The sequence below is a fragment of the Prauserella cavernicola genome, from assembly GCF_016595675.1.
GTDB classification, from domain to species: domain Bacteria; phylum Actinomycetota; class Actinomycetes; order Mycobacteriales; family Pseudonocardiaceae; genus Prauserella_A; species Prauserella_A cavernicola.
In genome coordinates this window covers 1336444-1362095 of record NZ_JAENJH010000001.1, presented here as the reverse complement: position 1 = coordinate 1362095, position 25652 = coordinate 1336444, and the positions used below count along the sequence as shown (strand labels likewise).

The following is a 25652-nucleotide window of genomic DNA, read 5'->3' as shown; positions in this document are numbered from 1 at the left end:
GCGACGGTGCGTCAGCACAAGGCCATCGTGGATGCCATCGCCGAGCGTGATCCTGATGCCGCCGAGGACGCGATCGTCAAGCACCTGACCTATCTGCGCAAGCACCTCGCCGCACACAACCAACGCTAGAACGTTCGCGTCGGCGGCCCCGCAGAACCTCAGAGGCCGTAGGAACTCGCGATGATCTCGCGCTGGATCTCGCTGGTGCCCGCGAACACCGTCGAGATGATGTTGCCGCGCAGGTGCCGCTCGATGTCGAACTCGGTGGTGTAGCCCGCCCCTCCGAACATCTGCATGCCCTCGATGCTGATGCGCTTGGCGGTCTCGGTGACCTTCAGCTTGGCCATCGAGGCCTCCCTCGCCCGCTGCACCTCGGGCTCGGTGTCGACTCTGGCCGCGAGGCCGTGCACGAACTCCCGGCAGCACTCTAGTTCGGTCGCGAGGTCGGCCATCCGGTGCCGCAACACCTGGAAGCTACCGATCGGGCGGCCGAACTGCGTGCGCTGCTTGAGATAGGCCAGCGTGTCGTCGAACGCGCGCCTCGCCTTGCCCAGGAAGATCGCAGCGCAGGTGATCCGTTCGAAGTTCAGTCCGGCCATCAGCTGCGGCCACGCGCCGCCCACCTCACCGATGACGTTCGCGGCGGGCACCACGGCGTCGGTGAAGTAGACGTCGTTGACCTCGCGCCCGCCGAGCGTGTCGATCCCGCGGACCGTGACACCGTCGGTGGGCAGCGGCACGGTCAGCATCGTGATGCCCTGGTGCTTGGCCGCCGACGAGTCGGTGCGGCACACGAGCAGCATCCGGTCGGCGTAGTGCGCGCACGAGATCCACGTCTTCTGCCCGTTGAGCACGAACTCGTCGCCATGCCGCTCGGCCCGGCACCGCAGCGATCCCACGTCCGAGCCCGCCTCGGGTTCGCTCATCGCCACCGAGCAGACCTCGCCGCGGCAGAACCCGCCGATCAGGTCCTCGCGCTGCTGCTCCGTGCCGAACTTCTCCACGGCCTTCGCCGCGATCATCGAGATCCCGAGCGCGAACACCGGGACCTGGCCGTACGCCAGTTCCTCCAGCAGCACGCACGCGTCGGCGAGTCCGCCGCCACCGCCGCCGTACTCCTCGGGCATCGCCACCCCGGTCCAGCCGAGTTCGGCCAGCTTCGCGTAGAGGCCGGGGCTGTGGGCCTCGGTCTCGCCGCCGGTGTGGGCGACGCGCCGCTCTCTCGTTCCGCACTCGCGCTCGGCGAACTCGCGGACCGCCTCCGCGAAGTCCTTGCGCGTCCCGGCGTCCAGTGGCACGGGTTCTTCCTTCCGTCGGTGGGGCTCAGGCGCCCGCGATGCGCGGGGCCTCGCCCAGGTACTGGTCGCGGACGAGCCTGCGGAGCACCTTGCCGATCGGGGTGCGCGGCAGCGAGTCCGTGAACGTGACGCCCGTGATCTTCTTGACCGAGCCCACCTGCTGCCTGCTCCACTCGATCAGTTCGTCCTCGGTGACGCTCGCGCCGTCGTGGAGCACGACGGCCGCGTGCGGGGTCTCGCCCCACTTGGCGTGCGGCACTCCCACCACCGACACCTCGGCGACCGCGGGGTGCGCGGCGAGCGCGTTCTCCAGTTCCATCGGCCAGATGTTGAACCCGCCGGAGATGATCGTGTCCTCCTTGCGGTCGGCCAGGAACAGGAACCCGTCCTCCGACAGCGATCCCATGTCGCGCGTGCGGATCCAGCCGCCCGGCAGCAGACGCTGCTCCGTCGCCTCCGGGTCGCCCCAGATGCTGTGCATCGTGCCGGGACACAGCGCGACGACCTCGCCGACCTCGCCCGGCGGCAGGTCGTTGCCCTCGTCGTCGACGATGCGCACCACCGAGTTCGGGGTCGGGCGGCCCGCCGAGCGCAGCCACGCGCGTTGCGCCTCGGTGCCGTCGGGGACGTGGTAACCGGAGGTGAGGCACGTGATCGGCATGGCCTCGCTCTGTCCGTAGGTCTGGTACATGATGTCGCCCCACAGCCGCAGCGCCGCCACGAGCGTGGTCTCCGAGATCGGTGCGCTGCCGTAGAGCATGGTGCGCAGGCTCGACACGTCGCGTTGCGCCGCTCCCGGGTGGTTCACGACCAGCTGGATCATGGTGGGCGCCAGCATCCCGAACGTGATCCGCTCCTGCTCCACGATGCCGAGCCAGGCGTCGGGATCGAACGACGTCATGACGACGCTGCCCGCGCCGACGGCGATCAGCGGCCAGGCCACCAGTCCCGCGGCGTGGCTGAAGGGCGTCGCGGCGAGGTAGCGGTCGTCGGCGGTGAACCCGCCCAGCACGAGCGCGAACTCGTTGCCCATGTCCATCCAGCCGCGCACGGTGTGCAGGATGCCCTTGGGCTTGCCGGTTGTGCCCGAGGAGAACCGGATGACGTGCGGGTCGTCCGGCCGCAGTGTCACCTCCGGCAGGTCGGTCGAGGCCTCGGCGAGCGCCTGCTCGTAGCCGCGCGTGCCCTCGGGCGCGTCGCCCACGACGAGCACCACCCGGACGTCGGGAGCCTGCGCGAGCACCGGCGCCATCGCGGCGTAGTGCTTGTCCTGCACCACCAACGCCGAGGCGCCGGTGAGCTGGAGCAGGTAGAGGTTCTTCTCGGCGGGCTCGTGGGCGTAGAGCGCGCACCGGACGTGACCGCCGACGGCGAGGCCGGCGAGCTGCTCCAGCGCCTCGAACGCGTTGTCACTGAGCACGGCCACCCGCTCGCCCTGCCCGATTCCCGCGTCGTGCAGTGCGTTCGCGAGCCTGGCCGCGCGCTCGCGCAGCTCGGCGTAGGTCTGCCGTCGGTCGCCGCACGCGAACGCGATGCGGTCACCGTAGATCTGGGCGCTCTTGGCGAGCAGGGCGGAGGGGTTCATCGTCATGGCTCCCGGGTGGAGGTGTCCCGGTGGTCCGGACGGCCCCGCCGGGAGTTCTGCCTGATGATCTCGCGGCCCGCCGGATCGACGATGTCGCCGTGCAGCCGGAGGTTGTGGTTGTGGCCGAGCTGGTGCAGGCCGAAGGCCGACTCGACGGCGGCACGCTGGCCCTGGAGGTCGAGTCCGTGGTTCACCGCGCGCTTGGCCAGCCGCAGCCCGAACGGGGGCCGGGCGGCGATCCGGCCCGCCAGCTCCAGGGTGGCGCTCTCGAGGTCGGCGTCGGGCACGACCCGGTTGACCATGCCCATCGCCAGCGCGTCGTGCGCTCCGATCGGATCGCCGGTGAACAGCATTTCCTTGGCCCGTCGGGCACCGACCTCCCACAGGTGCGTGAAGTACTCGGTGCCGTTCATGTCGAACGCGGTGATCGGGTCGGCGAAGGTCGCCGACTCGGCGGCCACCACGAGGTCACACGGCCACACGAGCATTAGGCCGCCGCCGATCACCCGGCCCCTGACCTCGGCGATGGTGGGCCGCGGCAGATCCCGCCACCGCAGGCACAGGCCGGTGAACAGCTCCTCCTCGGTGGCGAACCAGCTCTCCGCGCCCTCGGCCTCGAACCCGCCGGTGAGCGTTCTGGCCCGCGTGCCGTCCATCGTCCAGTCGGCGTCGAGGTCGTGGCCGGAGGAGAAGTCGGGGCCCTCGGCGGCGAGGATGATCACCCGGACCTGGTCGTCGCGCACCGCGCGGGTGTAGGCGTCGTCGAGTGCGTACAGCAGATCGCGGTCCTGTGCGTTGCGCTTGCCGGGACGGGCGAGCACGATCCGGGCGATGGCGGGCTCGGGCTGCTCGTACCGGATCGTGCTCGCCGACATCAGCGCGCCACGGCTTCCGACGGCACGAGGCTGGCGAAGGCCTCGAGCTCACGGGGGATGTCCGGGCCCGCGGGCTGGTAGACGACCTCGGTGATGCCCTTGGCCGCCATCTCCTCGAGCCGGGCCCGCAGCTGCTCGACGGTGCCGGTGAACGTCAGCGCCGAGACGGTCTCGCGCGGGATGAGCCGGTCGTCGTGCTCGGACACCTCCATCAGGTGTCCCTTGTGGAGGGACAGATGCCGCTCCTCCTCGGACATCGACGCGATCACCTCGCCCCACTCCGCTCCGCCCGGCAACGCGTTCAGGTCGAGGCCCGCCTCGTAGTAGAGGTGATAGATCACGACGGCGGCATGGCCGGCGGCGGCCCACACGCGGTCGGCGGTCGGGGACTCGCCGTCGTCGAGCACCGTGCCCATCGCCCAGCGCGCGGAGTTCTTCCAGCCCTCGTCCGGTTCGGCGTTCACGGTGAGAATGCCGTCGGCGTGCTCCCTGGCCACGGCGAAGCCCTTGGGGCCCTCGGTGGCCATGTAGACGTCGAACTCGACGGGCAGCGACGGCAGGTAGCCGCTCGCGTGCATGAGGCGCATCGTCTTGCCCTCCCACTGCACGGGCTCGCCGCGCAGCAGGGTCTTGAGCGCCGTGACGTACTCGGCGACGTCGGTCCACTTCATCGGCTTGTGCCCGAGTGCGCGCAGTCCGGTGAAGCCGGTTCCCACCCCGAGGGTGAAACGGCCGGGGGCGATCGACTCGATGGTCGCGATGGCCGACGCCGTCACCGTGAGGTGGCGCAGCTTGGGCACCGCCACACCGGTGGCGAGGCCGATCCGCTCGGTGCGGTCGGCGGCGCGGGCCAGTGCGCTCCACGAGTCGAGGCACAGCGCGGGGGAGTCGTACACCCACGCCCGGTGGTAGCCGAGTCGTTCGGCGAGCGCGATGTGGTCCGGGGTGTTCGGTCCTGTGTAGAACGCGCAGGACAGCTGTGGCGAGCCCATGGATCAGGTCCTTTCAGGTGATCGGGTGAGGGTGGCGATGTCGTCCGCGCCGAGTCCCCACGCGGCGAGCGCGGCCCCGTCGTCCGGCCCCGGGTCGGCGGCGGGCGCCGGGGTCGGTGCGGGGGTCCGGCTGAACCGGGGAGCCGGGGCGGGCTGCAGCGCGCCGTCGATCTCGACGAACGTGCCGCGGGCCCGGTTGTGGGGATGATCGGGCGCGTCGCCGAGTCCGTATACGGCGGTGACGCAGGCCTGCTCGTGTTCGAACAGCTCGGCCCAGTGCGCGGTGGTGCGGGTCCGGAAGATCCGCGCGAACCGGTGCTTGAGCTCGGTCCAGCGCGCACGCTCCCACTGCGGGAACTCGGCCGGGTCGAGTGCGAGCAACCGCAGCAGTTCGGCGTAGAACTTCGGTTCGAGCGCGCCGACGGCGACGTGACCGTCGGCGGTGTCGTAGACCTCGTAGAAGTGCGCACCGCTGTCGAGGACGTTGGTGCCCGGCTCCTCGGCCCAGTCGCCCGCGTTGCGCAGCGCGTGGAACACGGTGGTGAGCAGCGCGGTGCCGTCGACCATCGCGGCGTCCACCACCTGCCCCCGGCCGGAGGTGCGGGCCTCGACGAGTCCGCACAGCAGGCCGAAGGCGAGCAGCATCCCGCCGCCGCCGAAGTCGCCTACGAGGCTCAGCGGAGCGAGCGGGCGTTGCCCGTGGCGGCGGATGGCGCCGAGCGCTCCCGCCACCGCGAGGTAGTTGATGTCGTGTCCGGGCACGGTCGCCAGCGGTCCGTCCTGGCCGTACCCGGTGGCCCGGCCGTACACCAGCGCGGGGTTGCGCGCCAGCACGTCGTCGGGACCCAGGCCCAGCCGCTCCAGCACCCCGGGCCGGAACCCCTCGACCACGAGGTCGGCGGTCTCGGCCAGTCGCAGCACGAGCTCCCGGCCCTGGGTGGTGGAGAGGTCGCAGGCCACGGACGGCCTGCCTCGGTGCAGGTGGTTCCACGAGCCCGCGCCGACGCTGCCGTCGCCGGGGCGTTCGAGGCGGATCACCTGCGCGCCCATGTCGGCGAGGAGCATCGCCGCGAACGGTGCGGGCCCGATCGCGGCCAGCTCCACCACCTTCACCCCGGCGAGCGGGCCGGGTGAGCTCGGGTGCTCACCCGGCCCGCCTCCCGGGTAGGGCGCCGGCTGTGTGCTCACGCGCAGTGCCTTTCGGTGCGGAGGTGGGTCAGGCGGGCGCGCCGCAGAGGGCGAAGGCCAGCACGAACGGCTCGTCTCCGTCGTTGAACCAGGCGTGCGGGTTGCCGTTCTGGATCAGGCAGTCGCCCTGGGAGAGCCGCACCTCGACGTCGTCGAAGCGGAGCAGGCCCGCGCCGGAGAGCACGACGATGTAGTCGACGGTCTGCGTGACGTGTGCGCCCGGCTTGTCGGGGAACGCGAATGTCGCGGCCGCGCCCGGCAGGCGCTGCTCCATCTCCGCCGCCGCGGCCTGCAGGTCCGCGCCGGGCTCCGGGATGTAGGTGATGCCGGGCGGCACGGTGAGGAACCCGAACCGCACGCCGGGGTGAGCGGGGAAGAACGTGGACTTGGGGGCGCCCGCCGACGCGTCGGTGACGGGCACCGACACCGAGTCGAGCTCCCACACGCGGTGGATCTCCACGCCCGGCAGCAGCGTGGCCGTGGTCGGCTCCACGGACGCGTCCTCGATCACCGTCGTCATGCCGTTGCCGTCGTCGCCCATGACAACCCTGCGGACCTTCATCGTGTCGCTCGCCTCCCGAGATGTGTACGTGGCGGAGTCTGCGCTACGTCGTTGAACGTTAACGAGTCGATCTCCGCATTAGGGCGGAAGTATGGGGCCAAACAGACCAAAGCGTCAAGTAAGTACATCAGCGTTCACGTGTTAGTCTCGGCGGATGACCAGCGGAGTGGGAACCCCCAAGGCCCGCAGGCCGAGTGACCGCAGGGAGCAGATCTCCGCCAACGCGCGGGCGTTGTTCGCCGAGCGCGGCTTCCACTCGGTGCGGATGAGCGACATCGCCGAGGCCACGGGGATCACGCCGCGCGCGCTGTACCGGCACTACGCCAACAAGGACGCGTTGCTGTCCCACGTGCTGTTCGAGACGCAGGGACAGTTCCTGGAGGCACTGCCGAGGTTCGCGAACGGCTACGACCCGGCGGAGCTGCCCTCCGACCTGCACGGCATGGCCAGGGCGTCACTGGCCAACCCGGACATGACCCGGCTGTGGAAGCGGGAGGCCCGCCACCTGGACCCGGAGAGCTCCCGCATCCTGCGCAGCAGGCTGAACGACCTGGCGGCCGGGCTCGCCCGCGTGATCCGGAACCGGATGCCGGAGCTCGAGCCCGTCGACGTCACGGTGCGGGCATGGGCGGTGATCGCCGTGCTCAACAGTCACGGCGAGAACCCCGCGGGGCCCGGCGACACCGAGCAGACGGCCGCGTGGCTCAGCGCGGCGGCGCTCGCCGTGGTGGACCACGACGCGCGCCCGCTCGACGCCGGGACGAGACCGAGCGGTGGGCCGGTGCCGGCCTCACGCCGGGAACAACTGATCACCATCGCCGCGGAGACGTTCCGGCACCACGGGTTCGACGGCGCGAGCGTCGACGGGATCGCCGCCGCCGCGGGCCTGGCCGGGCCCGCCATCTACCGCTACTTCGAGAGCAAGACCGCCATGCTCGTGGCGATCGTCGACCGGTTCGGCGAATGGGTGTCGCTGGAGACGATCAGGGCCCTGCGATCGGTCACCGGCGAGTCCGGTGCGCCTGCCGCGCTGGTCGCGGGCTACGTCGGGCTCGCGACCGAGGCGGAGAACCTGCTGTCGGTGACCGTGACGGAGTCTCATCACCTGCCCGCCGACGCCGCCGAGCGGCTCGTCCGTGCCCGGGGCGAGCACCTCCAGGAGTGGGCGCACTGGACGCGCGCCGCGCACCCGGAGCGGTCCGACCCGGCCACCCAGCTGCTCGCCCATACGGCGCGGGTCCTCATCGACGACACCGTCCGGACCCCGCGCGTCCTGCGCGCCGAGGGCGCGGTGGACGCGATCGCACACGCGGCGACGGCCGTGCTCGACGTGCCGACCAACCATCCACTCAGGACCGTCGGCTCGGCATCGCGGGAGGGGTGAACCATGCCCGTCGCCTCCACCCGCGAACTCGACCGGCTGCTCTCGCGCGGCGTGCGCGGACTGCGTGCCGACTGCGCGGTCGACCTGGCCTTCGGCGGGCCGCTCGACGCCGACGGCGCCTCGATGACGATCCGGCACCTGGACGGCAACCTCGGGCAGAGCCTGCGGCACCTGCGGGTCCGGCGCGGAGCCGGGCTCGGCGGCAAGGCGCTCGCGCTCGGAAGGCCGGTGGCCGTGAGCGACTATTTCGCCGCGCCGCACATCGTGCACGCCTACGATCGCGCTGTCGCGCCCGAGCGCGTCGACACGGCACTGGCCATGCCGGTGCGGCTGCACGGCAGCGCGGTGGGACTGCTCTACCTGGCCCGGCGTGACCCGCTCCCGTTCGGCGACCGCACCCTGGCCCGCGCGGACGCCGCCGTGAGGGCACTTGAACGTGAGCTGGAGATCGAGCTCGAGGTCCAGCGCCGCGTGGCCGCACAGGCGGCGACGCACTCGCTCGACCCGCACGCCCTGGACGCCCTGCTGACCCAGCTGGAGTCCGCGATCGAACTGGTCGGCGACGACGCCGCACGGCAACGTCTGCACGAGGTCTGCGACGGCCTGCTGCGGGTCACCGGGGCGCAGCGCCCGGCGCAACCGGGCGAGCGCGGCCCGCTGTCGCGACGCGAGGTGCAGGTGCTCCAGCAGGTTGCCGCCGGGGCCTCGAACAACGACATCGCCGCGGCGCTGGGGCTGATGCCGAACACCGTGAAGGCGTACGTCCGCAGCGCCATGCGCAAACTCGATGCCACCAACCGCACCCACGCCGCCTTTCTCGCACGGGCGCGACGACTCATCGACTGACCTCGCGCGTCAGAAGCCCACGGAGATCGCTCCGGTGAGGACCATGAAGCCGACCATGCCGAGCGAGGCGACGGTGACCCGGATCAGGGCGAAGCGCTGGAACTCGCCGAGGTCCTTCTTGAGCAGACCGAGCAGCACCCACAGCGGAGCCGAGGCCGGCCCGATGGAGTGCAGCATCTGCCCCGCGACGGCGGCGCGGGCGATCTCGTAGGCCTCGACGCCGTGTTGTGCCGCCGATTCGGCGAGCACGGGCACGACGCCGAAGAAGTACGCGTCGTTGGACATGAAGAAGCTCAGCGGGAGTCCGACGAGGGCGGTGAACAGCGGGATGAGCTGTCCGAGACCGTCGGGGACGATGGCGAGCGCGGACTCGGCCATCGCGTCGACCATGCCGGTCTCGGACAGGATCCCGGTGAAGATCCCGGCGCCGAGCACGAGCATGACCACCGGCACCGCCGAGGAGGCGTGGCGTTTGACGACCTCGCCCTGATCGGCGAGCTTCGGGTGGTTGACGAGCAGGGCGATGACGAAGCCACCCATGAAGAGCGTGACGAGCGGTGCGACGCCGGTGACGAGGAGTACCAGCAGCAGCGCGGTGAGCCCGGCGTTGAACCACAGCTTCCAGCTCCGGGCCGCGGAACGGTCGGTGTCGCTGTTCGCGATCTCCGCGGCGAACTCGGCGACGACGTCGGGGTCGATGCGTTTGCGCTGTCCCCGCCCGAGCAGGTAGGCGATGCCGACGATGAGGACCGAGGTCAGCGCCAGCGACGGGATGATCGGCACGAAGTACTCGGCGGCGTCGAGGTGCAGGACCGAGATCGCACGGGTGGCGGCACCGCCCCACGGGGTCGAGCCGGAGATGGCGCCGAGGCTCATGGTCGCGATGGCCGCGATCACGAGCGGGTTCATGCCGATGCGGCGGTAGATCGGCAAGAACGCCGAGCAGATGATCATGTAGCTCGTGGTGCCGTCGCCGTCCAGTGCCACCAGCAGCGAGAGCACCGCGGTGCCCACACAGATCCGCACCGGGTCCCCTTTGGACAGCCGGATGATCCCGTTGGAGATCGGGTCGAACAGCTTGGCGTCCATCATCACGCCGAAGTAGAGCACCGCGAAGAGCAGCAGCACCGCCGTGGGCGCGACGGTTTCGATCCCCGCCATCGCCATGTCGCCGAGATCCCCGCCCCGGCCCGCGATGATCGCGAAGAGGACCGGGGCGGCGATGATGGCGACGAACGCGGTGGCGTACTTGCGCATCACCAGCACCATGAAGGTGCCGAGAGTCAGGAAGCCGAGCACGGCGAGCATGTGTTCTCCAACGTTGGTCGAGCACATCGGGCGGTGTCAGGGGAGCGGCTGGGTGCCTCAGCCAGGGGTGGTCATGGCGTCGCGTCGCCGCCGAGCCTGGCGCGCAGTGCCTGTGCCGCCAGGTGCGGAGAGCTGAACACGGGTATCGGCAGTGCGGCCTGTGCCTCGTCTCTGGCCGGGGCCAGCGAGAACTGGCCCAGCACGAGCACATCGGCGTGGCCCGCGTCGGTCGCGGCCGCGGCGATCAGCTCACCCGCTCTCGCCGGCTGCCCGGAGGCGAGCGCCTCGCGGACCCCGGCGACGACCACGCCCGAGACGGTCGTGGAGTGGCCGAGGTGAGCCCGCAGCCGTGCGACGGTGTCCTCGGTGGCGGCGGGGAACGGCCCGAGTACGGTGGCCCGCCCAGGGGCGAGCCGGGCCACCGCGTCGAACAGTGCCGCGTCGGAGGACAGGACCGGAACGTCGTACTGCTCGGCCGCGACGGGCCCGAACATCGAGCAGCTCAGCACGACGGCGTCCGCACCGCCGTCGATGGCGTAGCCGATCAGCGTGCGCATCCGGGTGCGCAGTGCGGCGGTCAGCCCGCCCGCCCGCTCCGCGTCGGCCACCAGGGTGTCGTCGAGCAGGTTCCACAGCCGCACGGCGGGGAACGCGTCCGCGAAGGCCGCCGCGGCGGGCGCCATGGCCGCGGGCGTGGCGTGGATCAGCGCCACGAGAGGCCGGTGCCCGCTCACGAGGCGTGGATCGCGGCGACGACGGCCTCGGTGAACTCCGTGGTGGAGGCGGAACCGCCGAGGTCGCGGGTCGAGGTGCCCGCGGTCACGGTCGCCGCGACGCCCTGTTCGAGGCGCTTCGCGGCCCCGCGCAGGCGCTCGTCGTCGTTCCTGGTGGCGAGCCAGTCGAGCAGCATCGCGCTGGACAGGTGCATGGCGATCGGGTTGGCGAGGTTCCTGTCCGCGATGTCGGGCGCCGAGCCGTGGGCGGCCTGGGCCATCGCGTGCGTCGCGGACGAGTTGACCGACGGCGCGATGCCCAGCGAGCCGGCGATCTCACCGGCGAGATCGGACAGGATGTCGCCGAACATGTTCTCGGTGACGATCACGTCGAACTCGTCGGCCTTGCGGACCAGCTTCATCGTCATCGCGTCGATGTGGAAGTCGTCGACCGTGACGTCGGGGTACCGCGCCGCGATCTCGAGACAGACCGAGCGGAACAGGCCGGTGGTCAGCTTGAGCACGTTGGCCTTGTGGACGATGGTCACCTTCTTGCCGCGGGTACGGGCCAGCTCGAAGGCGGTCGTCGCGATGCGTTCGGTGGCCGCGCGCGTGATGATGCCGTGCGCGATCGCGACGTCGGGGGTCGGCATGAACTCGCCGGTGCCCGCATGGGTGTTGCGGTCGGCGTAGAAGCCCTCGGTGTTCTCCCTGACGATGATCAGGTCGGTGTTGTCGACCACCGCGTTGCCGCCGGGGAGCGCCTTGGCCGGCCGGATGTTGGCGAAGAGCCCGAAGTGCTTGCGGATCGTGCCACTCGGGTTGAGCTGCGACCTGTGCGGTTCCGGATAGGCGACGCTGTCGTGCGGGCCGAGCAGCCAGGCGTCCAGCCCGGCGAGCGCGTCGAGTGTGGACTCCGGGGTGTGGGCGCCGTGGCTGTCGATCGCGTCGGCGCCCAGCGGCAGTTCGACCCACTCGACGGGCTCGACCCCGGCGCGCTCGAGCGCGGCGTCGACGACCGCGACCGCGGACGGAACGATCTCGGGGCCGATGCCGTCGCCGAGGAGAACGCCGAGCCGGTAGGCGTGAACTCGCGTGCCAGTCATGTCAGGTGAGGGCCTTTCGGGTGTGGCGCGGTGCCCGATCTGCACCGCGTCGAGAGCACAACTGCGTCGCGCGCCGCGGGAGCACATCAGGTACCCGGTCCGCGGCACGCGGGACTCGCTGCCGGGGGACTCTGCTGGTTATAACCTGCGTTCGTCAAGCGGTCGGCTTATGTCCGTTGTCACAAGCTCAAGGCCGCCTGGTCGGTCCGGTAGGTTATAACCATGCTTGTACGCTGACGGCCGACAGCGACCGATCGTCGAGGAGTGATCCGTTGACCCAGCACCAGCGCGCCGTGCCCACGTCCGACCTGTTCGACGAGCACGGCGATGCCCTCGAGTCCTGTGACACGCAGTTCCGGTCCTTCGGCGGCCGCGCGTCCTTCACCGGGCCGATCGTCACCGTGCGATGCCACGAGGACAACGCCCTGCTCAAGGAGGTCCTGACCGAACCGGGGCGCGGCCGGGTGCTGGTGGTCGACGGCGGCGGGTCGGTACATCGCGCCTTGATGGGCGACCTGATCGCCGGGCTGGCGGTGGCCGGGGGATGGGCCGGCGTCGTGATCAACGGGGCGGTGCGGGACGCCGCCGCACTGGGCGCGCTCGACATCGGTATCAAGGCGCTCGGCACGAACCCGCGCAAGAGCACCAAGACCGGGCAGGGAGAACGCGACGTGCCGGTCCGGTTCGGTGGCGCGACGTTCACTCCCGGCGCCGAGCTGCACAGCGACGCCGACGGCGTGGTCGTGCTTCCCGTCCGATGACGTTGACGGACAACGGAAAGTGAGTGCGTGATGTCCATTGTGGTCTTTGCCACGGATTCAGCGGCCGGCGCCGCGGCCCTCGACTGGGCCATGGACCACCGAGCCGACGGCGAGCACCTGCACGTGGTGCTGAGCCGCAGTGACGTCCCCTCCCGGCCAGGGCACGCGTCCTGGGCGCGCACGGACGAGTTCACGGCGACGCTGCAGGCGCGGGCGATCGAGTACTCGACCTACCGTGGCGACGACGACCCCGCCGACCGGGCCTTGCGGCTCGTCGAGGACACCGATGCCCGGCTGCTGGTGGTCGGCATTCGCAAGCGGACCGCCACGGCGAAGATGATCCTGGGCAGCAACGCCCACCACCTGCTCGGCGACGCGACCTGCCCGGTCGTGTGTGTGAAGCCGTAGGGCTCTCAGCCGCGGGTGAACACGTCGAGTGCGGCCTTCGCCGTCGCGACGCCGACCGGCCACTCGGGTAGTTCCAGCGGCCTCGTGCCGTCGTACAGGATGTGAATGCTCAGGTCGAAGTCGTCGTAGAACCTGGAGTGCGGGTATCCCGGCGAATCCACACTCGCTGCTCGTAGTCGACATCGGCGAGAGCATGCAGCGCGACGACGACCTGGGCCCGCATCGCCGGGTACTCGACGGTCACGAGGTGCCTTCTGGGGTGGCCGCCTGGCGCCAGGCGCTGACGCCGAGCTCTCCGGTGGTGCCGAGATCGAGGTGGAGATCGCCGGAGCCCTCGCCGACCTCCACGGGCTGCCACGGCCGCTCCGGCATGGGCGCGATCGACAGGGCGCTGCCGAGCTGGGGTGTGCCGTCGGTGGTGGTGTTCTTCCACATCAGCAGCGTCTCGGCCACCTCGCCGGGCCGCAGGCTCAGCGGCCGGGGCGGGTCGTCGAATCCGGTGACCGTCGCGATTCCCGAGGAGCCGTGGCCGATGCGCACGGTGAGCGGGTCACCGCTGTCGTCCAGTACGCGGAGCTCCGGATGCCCGGTCAGCTCGTAGGGCTCGTCGCCGCAGTTGGTGAGTTCGAGGTGCAGTACTCGCAGGCCCGTCGCCGCCTCGGAGAGTCCCGTGGTGACGGCGACTCCGGTGCCGGGGCAGGCGTCGGCGGCGGTCGGCGGTGCCGTGGGGCTCGGCGCGACCGGGGCGGGCTCGCCGGTGCAGGCTCCGAGTGCGAACACCGCGAGCAGGGCGAGTCTTCGGTACTTCACCGGCACAGTGTTGCGGGCCCGCGGGCCGGGACGTCCACCGGGCTCAGCGCGGCGGACAGCCGGGCCTACGAGGAGAGCTTGCGGCCCTCGTCGGCCTGGATCTCGGCCGCCTGTCGCTGGTAGTCGGCGATCAGCCGCAGCTCGTCGGTGGTGTAGTTCTCCTGCAGCTTCGCCAGCCTGCGCATCATCCCCGTGAAGAGCCCGCCGATGCGGGCGGCGCCCTCGCCCGTGGCGACGATCGCCACCTTGCGCCCGTCGGTGGGATGAGGCTGTCGTTCGACGAACCCCTTGCTCTCGAGCCGGTCGAGCACGTCACTGATCGAGTTCTTCGCCATCCCGGCCTGCTCCGAGAGCTCCCCGGCCGAGGGGTGCCCGTGCCTGCGCACCAGCTCCAGCACCTTCTCCTCGGTCGGCCCGAGCCCGACCTGCTTGGACAGGTTGGTGTGGAACAGCACCATCGCGGTGCTCTGCATCCGGCCTGAGTCGGCGATCGCCCGCAGTGCCTCGGCGCGTTCCGGATCGTCCTGCGTTGCCGTGCCCATGAGATCAATGATAACTTTAGTTCGTTCGATAGAACGAACTAAATCTCTCAAGGAGTTGACGATGGAGATCCTGATCGTCGGAGGGGGCATCGCCGGGTCCGCGCTCGCGCTCGCCCTGCGGGCCCACGACCTGCCGGTGCGCCTGGTCGAGGCGAGGCCGGAGGGCAGCGACACCGAGGGCGCGTTCCTGACGCTGGCGCCGAACGGCGTCAACGCGCTGCGCGCGCTGGGCCACGGTGACGTGCCGGCGGCCGCGGGCGGGTTCGAGCTCTCGGGGCTGGACTTCCACAACGCGTCAGGCCGCCGCATCGCGAGGTTGAGCGGCGAGGACGACGCGGCGCGCTACGGTGCGCGGGCAGTGGTGCTGCGCCGCGCCGCGCTGCGCACCGAGCTCGCCAGGCGAGCGAGAGAGGCGGGCGTCCGGTTCGACACGGGTGCGCGGCTCACCGGGCTCGCCGAGCACGGCGACGGCGTGCGGGCGGCCTTCGCCGACGGCACCACGATCGACGCCGACGTGGTGATCGGCGCTGACGGCATCTGGTCCGCGGTTCGCCGCCACACGTGGCCCGACGCGCCGCTGCCCACCTACACCGGGATCGTCGACTGCGGCGGCTGGACGAAGGTCGACCTGCCCGACAGTGCCCGGCAGCAGATGATCTTCGGCCGGCGCGGGTTCTTCGGCTACGCGGTGAAGGACAACCTCGCGTACTGGTTCACCAACGTGCCCAGGGCCACCGAGCCCGCGCGCTCGGAGCTGGACGACCTCGACCAGACGCGCTGGATGAGCACGCTGCGCGACCTGTACGACGGCGACCCCGCCCCGGTCCCGCGGATCCTGGCCGCGACCCAGCGCGCCGTCGGCGTCTGGCCGCTCTACGACCTGCCCTCGCCGCGGACCTGGTGCACCGAGCGGGTGTGCCTGGTCGGGGACGCCGCGCACGCCGTCAGCCCGTCGACCGGGCAGGGCGCGAGCCTGGCGATCGAGGACGCGGTGGTGCTCGCGCGATGCCTGCGCGACGAGCAGGCCCCGGCCGCCGCGTTCACGTCCTACCAGCGGCTGCGCAAGGGACGTGCCGAGAAGATCGCCCGGTTCGGGCGGCAGGTGGGGGAGCGCAAGGCGTCGTCGGCCACCGGCAGTCTGTTCCGCGACCTGACGCTGAGCCTGTTCCTCCGCATGGGTGCCAGGGCCACCGCCGAGCAGTACGGCTACCGCGTCGACGGGTCACCCAGCGGCGGCCGTCGTGACTGACAGGTCCCCGCTCGGCAGGAGGGCACGCCAGGTTCTTCGCGTACTGCTCATCGTCGTCGCCGTCGCGCACGTCATCCTCGTCTGCGCGCAGCCGTTGCTGGCGGGCTGGAGCCTCGACGGCGACGGCGCCGCCCTGGATCTGCACGGAGTCAACGGATCCATCATCGTCACGCTGTCGATGATCCTCATCGGACTCGGCATCCTGTGGTGGCGCCCCGGCAGGGGAAGTCTCTGGGTCCCGGTACTGGCCACGCTGCTCTTCGCTGCCGAGACCGTTCAGCTCGGGCTCGGCCACGCCGACGTCCTCATCGTCCACGTGCCGCTCGGCGTCGGCATCGTCATCGTCTCGCTGCTGCTCTGCGCCGTGTCACTGCGCCCCGCGCGGCTTGCTCGCCGAGCCCCGGTCGCGGCCGCCGCCTGAGCACTGGCCCAGCTCCGAAAGGACTCCCATGAACGCGCGACGTCGCGCGCCCGGCCTGAGCCGGCGCGGCTTCCTCGCACTCGGTGCCGCGGTCACCGCGGCCGCCACCCTGCCCGGCTGCTCGGCTCTCGGCTCGCGCGGCGCGATCGACACGGTCGGCAGGGTCGACTTCCGCAACCGGCTCCGCATCCCGCCGCTCGCCGAGGCCGACCGGCGCGGCGGAACCACGGAGTTCGCCCTGGCGGCGCAGGCCGGCCGCTCCGCGATCGTCGCGGGCGGCGAGGCCGACACGTGGGGACTCAACGGGGCTCTGCTCGGTCCCACGCTGCGCGCGCGGCGCGGCGAGACCGTCCGCATCACGCTGACGAACCACCTCGACGAGGCCACCACCCTGCACTGGCACGGCATGCACCTGCCGGCCGCCGCGGACGGTGGTCCACATCAGATGGTCGAGCCCGGCGCCACGTGGTCACCGTCGTGGCGGGTCGACCAGCCCGCCGCCACGCTCTGGTACCACCCGCATCCCCACGGCCAGACCGAACGGCACGTCTACCGAGGTCTCGGTGGACTGTTCATCGTGGACGACGACCACGAGGCCGCGCTCGACCTGCCGCGCACCTACGGCGTGGACGACATCCCCGTGATCGTGCAGGACAAGACCTTCGACTCCACGGGGCAGCTGATCGAGACCGCCCGTCACGACAACGGCATGGTCGGCGACACGATCCTCGTCAACGGCACGGCCGGGCCCGTGTTCGAGGTCGGCGCGCGGCGCACCCGGCTGCGGCTGCTCAACGCCTCGACCGCACGCAGCTACAACTTCGGGCTCGGCGACGGCCGCCCGGTGACGATGATCGCGAGCGACGGCGGGTTGCTGAGCGAGCCGCTCTCGCTCCAGCGGGTGTTGCTGACGCCGGGGGAGCGGGCGGAGGTCGTCGTGGAGCTGGAGCCGGGTCAGGAGGTGACCTTGCGGTCGTACCCGCAGGACCTCGGGCTCACCGACGCCCGCGCCCGCAACAGCGGCGCCGCCGACGAGCTCGACGTGCTGCTCCTGCGTGCCGCGGCGCGCCTCGCGCCCTCGCCGGAGGTACCGGCGCGGCTGGCCGTCGTCGACCGGCTCGACGAGTCGGCGGTCGCGGTCACGCGGACGTTCGAGCTGCGCAACAACCGGATCAACGACGAGGAGATGGACCTGGGCCGCGTCGACGACGTCGTCACGGTGGACACCACCGAGGTCTGGGAGGTCTGGAACGGGCACCGCCAGCCGCACAACTTCCACGTCCACGACGTGCAGTTCCAGGTGCTCAGCGTCGACGGGCGCCCTCCGCCTCCTGAGCTGTCCGGCTGGAAGGACACCGTCTACCTGCCGCCAGAGGTCCGGTTCCGGCTCATCATGCGGTTCACCGAGCACACCGACCCCGCGATGCCGTACATGTACCACTGCCACCTGCTCTGGCACGAGGACCAGGGCATGATGGGCCAGTTCGTGGTGGTCGAACCGGGTGGGCGGCCGGCCGACATCGGCGGCGGACACGGTCACTAGGCTGCGGCGGCGTGGACCTCCCGCACACCGCGGCCCTGCTGGCACTGTCCACCGTGGCCACGACGGCGTTCTTCGTCCTCGGTTACGACGGCATCTTCGCGTCCGCCGGCGTCACGGCAGGTGTGTTCGCGGCGGGGCCACGGTCACGACGCGGCGACCGTGGTCGTCAGTCCGTTGTGGAGTGTCGCCGGGCCCGTGAGCGGTCAGATCACGCACCGCTCGACGACCTCGCCCTCGCGAGGCCGAGGTGCTCACACTGGTCGGCCGCGGACTGTCCAAGACCCGCTTGAAGGGGGCCGCCGCCGGCCAGTAGCGCTCGATCAGCCCGATGACGCCCAGCGCCACGGTCACGTTCGCCCACAGCAACAGAACCATCGCCGCCGGCCCCCCTGCGCCGGGCGCGGTGTCCCGGCACGCCTCGAGATCGGCGCCGGTCAGACCGTCGCAGTCCGGCCTCCCGAACGCGATCGCGACGAGCAGTGCGGCCAGAAACAGCGCCTGGATGGCCAGGAACACCTGCCGGAAGAACTGTTGCTGCTGCTTTCTCGGCCTGCGCGCGGCGTGCTTGGGCATGACAGCTCCTGTCTCTCTGCCCCACAAAATCGAGCCGAGGCCCGTTTTTGTTTCGCCCGCGCGCCAACCCGTTACCTCGGGTCCTCGCTTTCCGGAGATCGCGACGCCGTGTCGTAGGCGTTGAGGGCGTCGACCTTGGCCGCCGACGAGCTCTGCGGATCGAACCGGTACTCCAGCCATTCGCTGACCAGCCGCCTGGCCAGCTCGACCCCGATCACGCGCTGGCCGACGCAGAGCACCTGGGCGTCGTTGCTCAGGACCGACCGCTCCACTGAGAACGAGTCGTGCGCGGTCACCGCCCGGATGCCAGGAACCTTGTTGGCCGAGATCGCGACACCGAGCCCGGTACCGCAGACCAGCAGCGCGCGATCGGCGTTGCCGTCGGCCACCTCCCTGGCCGCGGCGACGCCGATGTGCGGGTAGGCGGTGTCTCCCGACTCGTCCACGCCGACATCGGTCACCGTGGCCACCCGCTCGTCCTTCTCCAGGTCCGCCTTGAACTGTTCCTTGTAGGCGTAGCCCGCGTCGTCGGAGCCGACGACGATGCGCAGCCGCTCACTCACGATCGTTTCCTTTCCGTCTCGACGGTCAGCGCCTCGCCGACGGCGGTGACCACCAGTGCCAGCGAGGTGGCGCCCGCGTCGGGTGTGCCGATGCTCTTCTCGGCCAGCGGCCGGGCCCGGCCCACCTGAGGGCGCAGTGTCGCGGTGGACTCCGCGGCCTCGGTCGCGACCCTGGCCGCGGCCTGCCACGCCGGCACGAGCGCCGTGCCGTCCGCCGTGGCGGACTCCAGCTCCTCGGCGAACGGCACCAGCGCGTCCAGCAGTGTCTTGTCGCCTGGCCGGGCGCCACCGAGCTCGGAGATCGCGTCGGTGAACGCCCGCACGCCCTTCGCGACGGCGGTGGCGGGGTACTCCTGCGCGCTGTCGGTGAGTGTGCGCCCGAAGGCGTCCAGCGCGGCGCCCCACAGCACGCCGGACGTACCGCCCGCGCGCTCGGCCCACGCCTGCCCCGCCTCCTGGAGCAGCCAGCCGCCGCCGACACCCGATTCGTTGTCCCGCAACCGATCGAGAGCAGCGGTGACGCCCTTGACCATTCCTCGCCCGTGGTCGCCGTCGCCCGCCACCGCGTCGATCCTGCCGAGCTCGTGTTCGTGCTCGGTCAGTGTCCGGTGGGCGGCGTCGAAGGCCGCGCGCACGGTCAGTCCCAGCCGGGCGGCGGCCGGGGTCGCCTCCGGCGCGGTGCGCACCGCCTCGGCATCGGCCAGCTCGTGGGGATTCGGTGGTCGCAGCGCCCGCAGTGGCGCGGCCGACTTGCGGTACGCCGGGGTGTAGGCGTCGGCCCGCCACAACGGTTCCAGCTCGTCGTCCAGCCACATCAGGGTGAGCGAGCAGCCACCCATGTCGAGACTGGTGACCAGCTCGCCGACCTCGGGCTCGACCACTTCGAAGCCCTTGTCCCGCAAGCGTTTCGCCACGTGTCCCCAGAGCAGGAACAGCTCCTCGTACTTCGTGGTGCCCAGTCCGTTGAGAATCACACCTGCCCGTCGCCCGATGCCGGCGGGCGCGGCGTCGGTCACCCGGTCGGTGAGCAGCGCGGCCAGCTCGGCGGCGGGAAGCATGGCCACGTCCCGGATCCCGGGCTCGCCGTGGATGCCGAGCCCCAGCCCGAGGTGTCCGTCCGGCACGGTGAACAGCGGGTCGCTCTCGCCGGGCATGGTGCACCCGGAGAACGCGACGCCCAGGGTGCGCGTCGCCGCGTTGGCCGCCCTGCCGAGCCGTTCGACCTCGTCGATGTCGCGGCCCTCGGCGGCCGCGGCGCCCATCACCTTGAAGACCGTGAAGTCACCGGCGATCCCACGTCGCTTGTCGACCTCGTCCGCCGAGGCGATGTCGTCGGTGACGATCACGACCCTGGCGTCGATGCCCTCGTCGCGCAGCCGCTGGGCGGCGATGCCGAAGTTGATCGTGTCCCCGGCGTAGTTGCCGAAACTGAAGATCACCCCGCGGCCCTGGTCCGCCGCCCTGCCGACCGAGTACGCCTGAGCGGCCGACGGGGAGGTGAAGATGTTGCCCACCACCGCGGCCGAGGCGAGTCCGGGCCCGACGGTGCCGCAGAACGCCGGGTAGTGCCCGGAGCCGCCGCCGATCACCACCGCCACCTGTGGAGTGTCGCCGCGGTGGGCGACCACCCCGCCGTGCACGCCGTGCAGGCGGTCGGAGTAGAGGTCGAGGAACCCGGACAGCTGGTCGTCGGCGAACGTCGCCGGGTCGTCGTAGATGCGGGTCATCACGCCTCCCCGGCGATCGCGGTCCGCGGCCGGGACTGCACAGCGGCGTCGCGCGGGACCTTCAGGAAGGACACCATCACGAACGCGGCCACGTAGAGCAGAACGAAGGCCCAGACCACACCCGCGTTGCCGAGGCCGAGGGCGAGAACCAGCGCGACCACGCCGTAGCCGAGGAACTGCGCGCCACCCGCCGCGGTGGTGTACATGGCCATCGCCGCGCCTTTGTGCTCCGGGGCGAGCGCGGGCATGATCGCGCCCATCGGCACGAACCCGGCCAGCAGGCAGCCGAACACGCAACCGGCGGCCACCGACACCCAGAAGCCCCACGTCGAACCCGCGGGCACCGCCTGGGGGACGTACCACCAGAGCAACAGTCCGACCGCCGAGCCGAACACGCCGAACCACTTCACGGTCCGCTGCCAGCCCCACCGGTCGCCGATCGCGCCGAACACGGCGTTCACGAGGATGTTGGTGGCGTAGACGAACACCGTCATCGTCAGCCACCGCGCCTGGCCCCAGCCGAGGTCATTGGCGATCACCGCCGGGAAGATGACGAACATTCCGAACTGCGGCGCGGTGTTGATCAGCCGCACCAGGAAACCCATCATGATCTTGGGCTGCTGGACGGACAGCCGGAGCCCGGCGGTGAGCACCTGCGCCGAGGTCTCGCCCTCCGGCGCGATCCGGCGGTTGCCCCGTGGGTCCCGCACACCGAACCAGGCGATGAGGAAGCCGAGCACCACCAGCGCGATGGAGGCGATCATCGCCCCGGTCTCGCCCGCGGTGCCGCCGCCGAACGCCGGGATCATGCCGATCGCGAACAGCGAGCCCAGGGTGGGCAGGCCACCGGTGAACATCACGTAGAACCAGCCCACGGCCTTGCCGTTGCGCGATTCCGGGGTGGCGATGTTGACCCACACCAGGAATCCGAAGGCGAAGAACGGGAACCCGAAGCCGCGCAGGAAGTAGGTCAGCAGCACCAGCGGCAGGCTGCCCGCGGCCAGCGCCAGCAGGAACAGGACCTCGAACACGATCCACACCACGGCACCGATCAGCATCACGCGCCGCGGCCCCCACAGGTCGGCCAGCGCGCCGGAGAGGTAGCTGCCGACGATGCCCGCGACGCCGTACATCGCGATGATCGTGGCCACCGTGCCCTCCGGGCTGCCGAGCACGGCGCCGATGTGGGGGCTGATGAAGTTGGACTCGGTTCCGTTACCGGTCATGAAGACCAGCACGCCGAGGAAACCCCAGCGCAGCGGGTGCGGAATGCCGATCCGGTCGAAGAACGTCTCGCGGCCGGAGGTGAGCGCGCTGTCCGTCGTGGTCACGCCGGCACCTCGCTGTTCGGCAGGATCGAGACCTTCACCGACGCGCCGGAGGTGTCGGCCACCAGGTCGAGCGCCTTCTGGAAGTCGGCCAGTCCGAACTGGTGGGTGCAGATGTCGTCGAGCGGCAGCGCGCCGCTCTCGATGAGCTTGATCGCCGCGGGCCAGCAGTGCGGCCCGAGGTGCGCGCCCAGCACGTCCAGTTCCTTGTCGTCGGAGATGATCGACCAGTCCACCGTGACGTCGGAACCGAAGACGGAGTACTCCACGTAGGTGCCGAGCTTGCGCAGCAGGTCCAGCCCCTGGGCGACGGCGGAGGGATGGCCCGTGCCCTCCAGGTACACGTCGGCGCCGTAGCCGTCGGTCATCTCCTTGACCCGCGCGATGGCGTCCTCATCGGACACGTTGATCACGACGTCGGCGCCGCACTTGCGGCCCAGCTCCAGCTTCGCGTCGTCCAGGTCGAGTGCGATCAGGGTGAGCGGGTTCTTCTGGCGGGCGCCCGCGATGAGCCCGAGTCCGATCGGCCCGCACCCGGCCACCACGACGACGTCGCCGAAGCCGATGTTGGCCCGCTCCACCGCGTGCATCGCGCAGGACAGCGGTTCCGCGTACGCGGCGTGCTGCGGCGCGAGGTCGGGGGAGACCCGGTGGGCGCGCGCGTTGTGCGGCACGATCATGTACTCCGCCATGGCGCCGTCGTGGCCGCGGAAGCCGAACATGTCGTGCGGCCCGCACATCCAGTACTTCCCGTCGCGGCAGTAGCGGCACTGCTCGCACGGCACGATCTGCTCGCACACGATCCGGTCGCCGATGCCGGCGCGGTGGTGCTGCTGGGCTTCCTCGTCACCCGCGACCACGGTGCCGACGAACTCGTGTCCGGGAACGCGGTCGGTCTGTGCCCACGCGGGCCGGTGCTCGTCGCCCCAGAACTTCGCGGCGCCGTGGTAGCACTTCAGATCGCTGGCGCACACCCCGACCGCCTCGACCTTCAGCAGCAGCTGGCCGGGACCTGGCGTGGGGACGTCCACCTCTTCCAGTCGGTAGTCCTCCGGGCCGTGCACCACGACCGCCTGCATCCGGCCGGGAATCTGAGGGGTGTCCGAGGTGGTCACCTGAGTACCTCCGTTGGCACTGGTCGTCAGTTGGTACCAGGCAGGGTCACGTGAATGGTGAACATCCGTCAACACGTTCGTGCAGATCTGAACAGATGTGCAAGACTGCGTGGTTAGGGTGGGGCAACGGAGGAGGACGTCATGGCCAGCGCCGAGCATTCGCGCCGCGACCTGCGGCTGATGCACCAGGCCGCGCAGCTGTACTACCTGGACGAGCTCGGGCAGGCGCGCATCGCGGAGCGGCTGTCGGTGTCCCGGCCGACGGTCAGCAGGCTGCTCGCCGACGCGCGGCGGCTCGGCATCGTCCGGATCACCGTGCACGACCCCGGCGCGGTCGCCGTGGCGGCGCATCCAGAACGGGTCGCCGAGGTGCTGGGGCTCAAGCAGGTCTGGCTGGCGCCCTTCGGCAACGGCGAGATCGCCACCCTGGCCGAGCCGGTGGGCAGCGCGTTGCGGGCGAGCGGGCCGACGCCAGGCGACGTGCTGCTCGTCTCGTCGGGACGGACCGTCTACGAGCTCAGCCGCTCCGTGCTGCCCGCCCTGCCCGGCGTGAACCTCGTTCCCATGGTGGGCGGGGTGGCCGAGCCAGAGCCCTGGCACCAGACCAACGAGATCGTGCGGTCACTGGCCGAGCGCGTCGGTGCCCGGCCGCATTTCCTGTTCGCACAGGCGATGCCGTCGAAAGCCATGCGCGCCACCCTCGACGAGGACCCGGAGTTCCGCAGGGTCACCGACCTCTGGCAGCGGGCCACGGTCGCGCTCCTCGGCGTCGGCGCGCCGCCCACGTCGCGGTCGTCGATCTCGACCTCGATTCCCATGGAGGCGGCGGGCCTGCAGACCGCCGTCGGCGACATCTGCCTGAACTTCTTCGACCAGTTGGGCGGTGAGGCGGTCTTTCCCGGCAGTGACCGTATGGTCCGGATCAGCACGGACCAGCTGCGGGCCATTCCGTCGACCATCGCCGTCGCCGTCGGCGCCAACAAGGTCGGCAGCATCATCGCCGGCGCCAGGGCCGGCCTGTTCAACCGCCTGGTCACCGACATCCACACCGCCGAACTCATCCTCGCGACCGTGTGAGGAGCCCGGCTGGGCAGCCACCGAGAACGGAGATCCCATGCAGTTCCTGGTCCGCATCGACACCGCGCGTGCCTACGAGCTCCCGCCCGACGAGCGGGCGGAGCTCATCGCGCGGGAGCGCACGCGCGGCCGCGAGCTCATGGACCACGGAGTGCTGCGCGACATCTGGCGGGTGCCGGGCAGGCGCGCGAACGTCGGCATCTGGGACGTGCCCGACGCCGACGCCCTCGAACAGGCGCTGGAGAGCCTGCCGGCCCGCCCCTACGCCGAGATCGACGTGACACCACTGGCGACCCACCCCCTGACCGCGGAGGCGAACCCGGGATGACGATCGACGACACCGACCGCGCGCACCTGCTGCGCTGCCTCGCCCTGGCCAGGTCGGCGCTGTCGGACGGCGACGAGCCCTTCGGCTCCGTGCTGGTCGGCGCCGACGGCACGGTCCTGTTCGAGGACCGCAACCGCGTCAAGGACGGCGACGCCACCCAGCACCCCGAGTTCGCGATCTCCCGGTGGGCCGCGGCGCACCTCGCTCCGGCCGAGCGCGCCGCGGCCACGGTCTACACCTCCGGCGAGCACTGTCCGATGTGCGCGGCGAGCCACGGCTGGGTGGGGCTGGGCCGCATCGTCTACGCTGCGTCGAGCCGCCAGCTCGGCGAGTGGCTGACCGAGTGGGGTGTGGAGCCCGCGCCCGTGGCCGCCCTGCCGATCACCACGGTGGTGCCGTCAGCGGTGGTCGAGGGACCTGATCCCGGCCTGGGCGACGAGATGCGCGCGACGTACCGGGAGTTCTTCGCGCCGTAGCGGTGTCAGGCGGTGTCAGCTGACATCGACGACCTCGTGCATGCGCAGCTTGCGGTTGAACGCGCCCATCAGCCGGGTGACGGCCGTGCGCGGCAGCAGGCGTGAGGGCCAGGTCAGGATCCGGTTGACCGTCCTGGTCAGCGCCCGGCCCGGGTAGGACACCGCGCGCCGCCGGGCGAAGTCGTCGAGCGTGCGTGCCGCGACGGTGGCAGGCGTGTCGGCGATCGGGTGGATCGTGGCCGAGGTGCCGTCGAAGAATCCCGTCGCGATCGGTCCGGGGTGTGCGGCCATGACGTGGACGCCGGTGCCGCGCAGCTCTTCGGCCAGCGCCTCGGTCAACGACAGCACGAATGCTTTGGTGGCGCCATAACTGGCCTGATACGGCATGGGCTGGAAGGCCGCGGTGGAGGCCACGTTGATGATGCCGCCGGAGCCGCGGGCGGCCAGTTCGGATCCGATCGCGTGGGTCAGTGCGAGCAGGCCGCTGACGTTGAGCCCGACGGATCGCAGCTGCGGCTCGAGCGGGCGGCTGAGGAACGGGCCCGCGCTGCCCATGCCCGCGTTGTTGACCAGCAGGTCGACGCTCAGCCCGCGCTCGCGCAGCTCCCGCAGGATCCGGTCCGGGCCGTCGGGTGCGGCGAGGTCGCCGACGAGGACCTCGGCGCCAGGCCCGTCGTGGCGCTCCCGGATGTGCGTGGCGAGGTCCCACAGCTCGCTCTCCGAGCGGGCCAGCAGGATCACCCGCGCTCCCCGGCGCGCCAGTTCGAGCGCGTAGGCGCGGCCCAGTCCCTTCGACGCGCCGGTGACGAGCGCCGTGCTGCCGCGATAGTCCTCTGCCACAGGGTCCTCCTTTTAGTTCAAGGCTTGAAGCACT

General features: G+C 71.1%; 29 protein-coding genes. 11 read left to right on the top strand and 18 right to left on the bottom strand.

Features of this window, described 5'->3' with window-relative positions; all coding sequences use genetic code 11:
• The first annotated feature begins 6 nt into the window (after nucleotides 1–6).
• Entirely contained in the window at nucleotides 7–129 is a 123-nt protein-coding gene (locus JHE00_RS35525; protein WP_307831840.1) for an FCD domain-containing protein, read from the top strand.
• A 29-nt stretch (nucleotides 130–158) separates the two neighbouring features.
• Here JHE00_RS35525 and JHE00_RS06475 read toward each other — a convergent pair whose 3' ends face one another.
• Genes JHE00_RS06475 through JHE00_RS06450 form a run of 6 tightly spaced genes read right to left on the bottom strand, consistent with a single transcriptional unit; the run spans nucleotide 159 to nucleotide 6500 of the window.
• Nucleotides 159–1298, bottom strand: coding sequence for an acyl-CoA dehydrogenase family protein (locus JHE00_RS06475; protein WP_200315669.1), 1140 nt, complete (start codon nucleotides 1296–1298; stop codon nucleotides 159–161).
• Nucleotides 1299–1323: 25 nt separating this feature from the next.
• Nucleotides 1324–2883, bottom strand: coding sequence for a class I adenylate-forming enzyme family protein (locus JHE00_RS06470; RefSeq protein ID WP_200315667.1), 1560 nt, complete (start codon nucleotides 2881–2883; stop codon nucleotides 1324–1326).
• 2 nt (nucleotides 2884–2885) lie between these two features.
• Nucleotides 2886–3758 (bottom strand): enoyl-CoA hydratase, encoded by an 873-nt coding sequence (locus JHE00_RS06465; RefSeq protein ID WP_200315665.1) that lies wholly within the window; start codon nucleotides 3756–3758, stop codon nucleotides 2886–2888.
• Nucleotides 3758–4750 carry an LLM class flavin-dependent oxidoreductase gene (locus JHE00_RS06460; RefSeq protein ID WP_200315663.1) on the bottom strand — a complete coding sequence of 331 codons (993 nt, stop codon included), beginning with the start codon at nucleotides 4748–4750 and terminating at the stop codon, nucleotides 3758–3760. The genes JHE00_RS06465 and JHE00_RS06460 overlap by 1 nt, the downstream gene beginning before the upstream one ends.
• Before the next feature lie 3 nt (nucleotides 4751–4753).
• The gene (locus JHE00_RS06455) at nucleotides 4754–5938 is read right to left on the bottom strand and encodes a CaiB/BaiF CoA transferase family protein (protein ID WP_200315661.1); all 1185 of its coding nucleotides are present in this window, start codon (nucleotides 5936–5938) and stop codon (nucleotides 4754–4756) included.
• Nucleotides 5939–5966: 28 nt separating this feature from the next.
• Complete coding sequence (locus JHE00_RS06450; protein WP_200315658.1) at nucleotides 5967–6500, bottom strand: cupin domain-containing protein; 534 nt, start codon at nucleotides 6498–6500, stop codon at nucleotides 5967–5969.
• 154 nt (nucleotides 6501–6654) lie between these two features.
• Between JHE00_RS06450 and JHE00_RS06445 the strand changes: the two genes are divergently transcribed.
• Both JHE00_RS06445 and JHE00_RS06440 read left to right on the top strand, forming a co-directional pair.
• A complete protein-coding gene (locus JHE00_RS06445) occupies nucleotides 6655–7884 on the top strand; it encodes a TetR/AcrR family transcriptional regulator (protein ID WP_200315656.1) in 1230 nt (409 codons plus the stop codon).
• 3 nt (nucleotides 7885–7887) lie between these two features.
• Nucleotides 7888–8730, top strand: a complete 843-nt coding sequence (locus tag JHE00_RS06440) for a LuxR C-terminal-related transcriptional regulator (RefSeq protein ID WP_200315654.1) — start codon at nucleotides 7888–7890, stop codon at nucleotides 8728–8730.
• A 9-nt stretch (nucleotides 8731–8739) separates the two neighbouring features.
• On the opposite strand, the gene JHE00_RS06435 is transcribed toward JHE00_RS06440, so the two are convergent.
• From JHE00_RS06435 to JHE00_RS06425, 3 genes are all read right to left on the bottom strand, one after another.
• A complete protein-coding gene (locus JHE00_RS06435) occupies nucleotides 8740–10038 on the bottom strand; it encodes a CitMHS family transporter (RefSeq protein ID WP_200315652.1) in 1299 nt (432 codons plus the stop codon).
• Between the two features lie 71 nt (nucleotides 10039–10109).
• Nucleotides 10110–10772, bottom strand: a complete 663-nt coding sequence (locus tag JHE00_RS34950; RefSeq protein WP_200315650.1) for an aspartate/glutamate racemase family protein — start codon at nucleotides 10770–10772, stop codon at nucleotides 10110–10112.
• On the bottom strand, nucleotides 10769–11857 hold the full coding sequence (locus JHE00_RS06425; RefSeq protein WP_200315648.1) for an isocitrate/isopropylmalate dehydrogenase family protein: 1089 nt from the start codon (nucleotides 11855–11857) through the stop codon (nucleotides 10769–10771). Before JHE00_RS06425 ends, JHE00_RS34950 begins: the two co-directional genes overlap by 4 nt.
• A gap of 272 nt (nucleotides 11858–12129) precedes the next feature.
• Between JHE00_RS06425 and rraA the strand changes: the two genes are divergently transcribed.
• Together rraA and JHE00_RS06415 are read left to right on the top strand one after the other, a co-directional pair.
• Complete coding sequence (gene rraA, locus JHE00_RS06420) at nucleotides 12130–12618, top strand: ribonuclease E activity regulator RraA (protein ID WP_200315646.1); 489 nt, start codon at nucleotides 12130–12132, stop codon at nucleotides 12616–12618.
• A 30-nt stretch (nucleotides 12619–12648) separates the two neighbouring features.
• A complete protein-coding gene (locus JHE00_RS06415; protein WP_200315644.1) occupies nucleotides 12649–13026 on the top strand; it encodes a universal stress protein in 378 nt (125 codons plus the stop codon).
• A 5-nt stretch (nucleotides 13027–13031) separates the two neighbouring features.
• On the opposite strand, the gene JHE00_RS06410 is transcribed toward JHE00_RS06415, so the two are convergent.
• The 3 genes from JHE00_RS06410 to JHE00_RS06400 form a co-directional block, all read right to left on the bottom strand.
• The gene (locus JHE00_RS06410) at nucleotides 13032–13187 is read right to left on the bottom strand and encodes a hypothetical protein (protein WP_200315642.1); all 156 of its coding nucleotides are present in this window, start codon (nucleotides 13185–13187) and stop codon (nucleotides 13032–13034) included.
• A 79-nt stretch (nucleotides 13188–13266) separates the two neighbouring features.
• The gene (locus tag JHE00_RS06405) at nucleotides 13267–13836 is read right to left on the bottom strand and encodes a DUF4232 domain-containing protein (RefSeq protein ID WP_200315640.1); all 570 of its coding nucleotides are present in this window, start codon (nucleotides 13834–13836) and stop codon (nucleotides 13267–13269) included.
• Nucleotides 13837–13901: 65 nt separating this feature from the next.
• Entirely contained in the window at nucleotides 13902–14378 is a 477-nt protein-coding gene (locus JHE00_RS06400) for a MarR family winged helix-turn-helix transcriptional regulator (RefSeq protein WP_200315638.1), read from the bottom strand.
• Between the two features lie 61 nt (nucleotides 14379–14439).
• On the opposite strand from JHE00_RS06400, the gene JHE00_RS06395 reads away from it, so the two are divergent.
• The 3 genes from JHE00_RS06395 to JHE00_RS06385 are packed head-to-tail and all read left to right on the top strand — an operon-like array spanning nucleotide 14440 to nucleotide 17591.
• Entirely contained in the window at nucleotides 14440–15627 is a 1188-nt protein-coding gene (locus JHE00_RS06395) for an FAD-dependent monooxygenase (RefSeq protein ID WP_200315636.1), read from the top strand.
• Entirely contained in the window at nucleotides 15620–16048 is a 429-nt protein-coding gene (locus JHE00_RS06390; RefSeq protein ID WP_200315634.1) for a hypothetical protein, read from the top strand. Before JHE00_RS06395 ends, JHE00_RS06390 begins: the two co-directional genes overlap by 8 nt.
• 28 nt (nucleotides 16049–16076) lie before the next feature.
• The gene (locus JHE00_RS06385; protein ID WP_230422816.1) at nucleotides 16077–17591 is read left to right on the top strand and encodes a multicopper oxidase family protein; all 1515 of its coding nucleotides are present in this window, start codon (nucleotides 16077–16079) and stop codon (nucleotides 17589–17591) included.
• Between the two features lie 111 nt (nucleotides 17592–17702).
• On the opposite strand, the gene JHE00_RS06380 is transcribed toward JHE00_RS06385, so the two are convergent.
• The 5 genes from JHE00_RS06380 to JHE00_RS06360 all read right to left on the bottom strand — a co-directional run bounded on the left by JHE00_RS06380 (nucleotide 17703) and on the right by JHE00_RS06360 (nucleotide 22897).
• On the bottom strand, nucleotides 17703–18164 hold the full coding sequence (locus tag JHE00_RS06380; protein WP_200315632.1) for a hypothetical protein: 462 nt from the start codon (nucleotides 18162–18164) through the stop codon (nucleotides 17703–17705).
• Between the two features lie 71 nt (nucleotides 18165–18235).
• Nucleotides 18236–18727 (bottom strand): ribose-5-phosphate isomerase, encoded by a 492-nt coding sequence (locus JHE00_RS06375; RefSeq protein ID WP_200315630.1) that lies wholly within the window; start codon nucleotides 18725–18727, stop codon nucleotides 18236–18238.
• On the bottom strand, nucleotides 18724–20454 hold the full coding sequence (locus tag JHE00_RS06370) for a dihydroxyacetone kinase family protein (protein ID WP_200315628.1): 1731 nt from the start codon (nucleotides 20452–20454) through the stop codon (nucleotides 18724–18726). Before JHE00_RS06370 ends, JHE00_RS06375 begins: the two co-directional genes overlap by 4 nt.
• On the bottom strand, nucleotides 20454–21785 hold the full coding sequence (locus JHE00_RS06365) for an RbtT/DalT/CsbX family MFS transporter (protein ID WP_200315626.1): 1332 nt from the start codon (nucleotides 21783–21785) through the stop codon (nucleotides 20454–20456). Before JHE00_RS06365 ends, JHE00_RS06370 begins: the two co-directional genes overlap by 1 nt.
• Nucleotides 21782–22897 (bottom strand): alcohol dehydrogenase catalytic domain-containing protein, encoded by a 1116-nt coding sequence (locus JHE00_RS06360; protein WP_307831835.1) that lies wholly within the window; start codon nucleotides 22895–22897, stop codon nucleotides 21782–21784. Before JHE00_RS06360 ends, JHE00_RS06365 begins: the two co-directional genes overlap by 4 nt.
• Nucleotides 22898–23038: 141 nt before the next feature.
• Here JHE00_RS06360 and JHE00_RS06355 point away from each other — a divergent pair, with 141 nt between their 5' ends.
• From JHE00_RS06355 to JHE00_RS06345, 3 genes are read left to right on the top strand one after another with little or no spacing between them, the layout of a single operon-like run.
• On the top strand, nucleotides 23039–23974 hold the full coding sequence (locus JHE00_RS06355) for a sugar-binding transcriptional regulator (RefSeq protein WP_200315624.1): 936 nt from the start codon (nucleotides 23039–23041) through the stop codon (nucleotides 23972–23974).
• 37 nt (nucleotides 23975–24011) lie between these two features.
• Nucleotides 24012–24302: a muconolactone Delta-isomerase family protein gene (locus JHE00_RS06350; protein WP_200315622.1), complete on the top strand. Its 291-nt coding sequence runs from the start codon at nucleotides 24012–24014 to the stop codon at nucleotides 24300–24302.
• Entirely contained in the window at nucleotides 24299–24778 is a 480-nt protein-coding gene (locus JHE00_RS06345; RefSeq protein ID WP_200315620.1) for a nucleoside deaminase, read from the top strand. Before JHE00_RS06350 ends, JHE00_RS06345 begins: the two co-directional genes overlap by 4 nt.
• Nucleotides 24779–24793: 15 nt before the next feature.
• On the opposite strand, the gene JHE00_RS06340 is transcribed toward JHE00_RS06345, so the two are convergent.
• A complete protein-coding gene (locus JHE00_RS06340) occupies nucleotides 24794–25618 on the bottom strand; it encodes an SDR family NAD(P)-dependent oxidoreductase (RefSeq protein WP_200315618.1) in 825 nt (274 codons plus the stop codon).
• Between the last annotated feature and the right edge of the window lie 34 nt (nucleotides 25619–25652).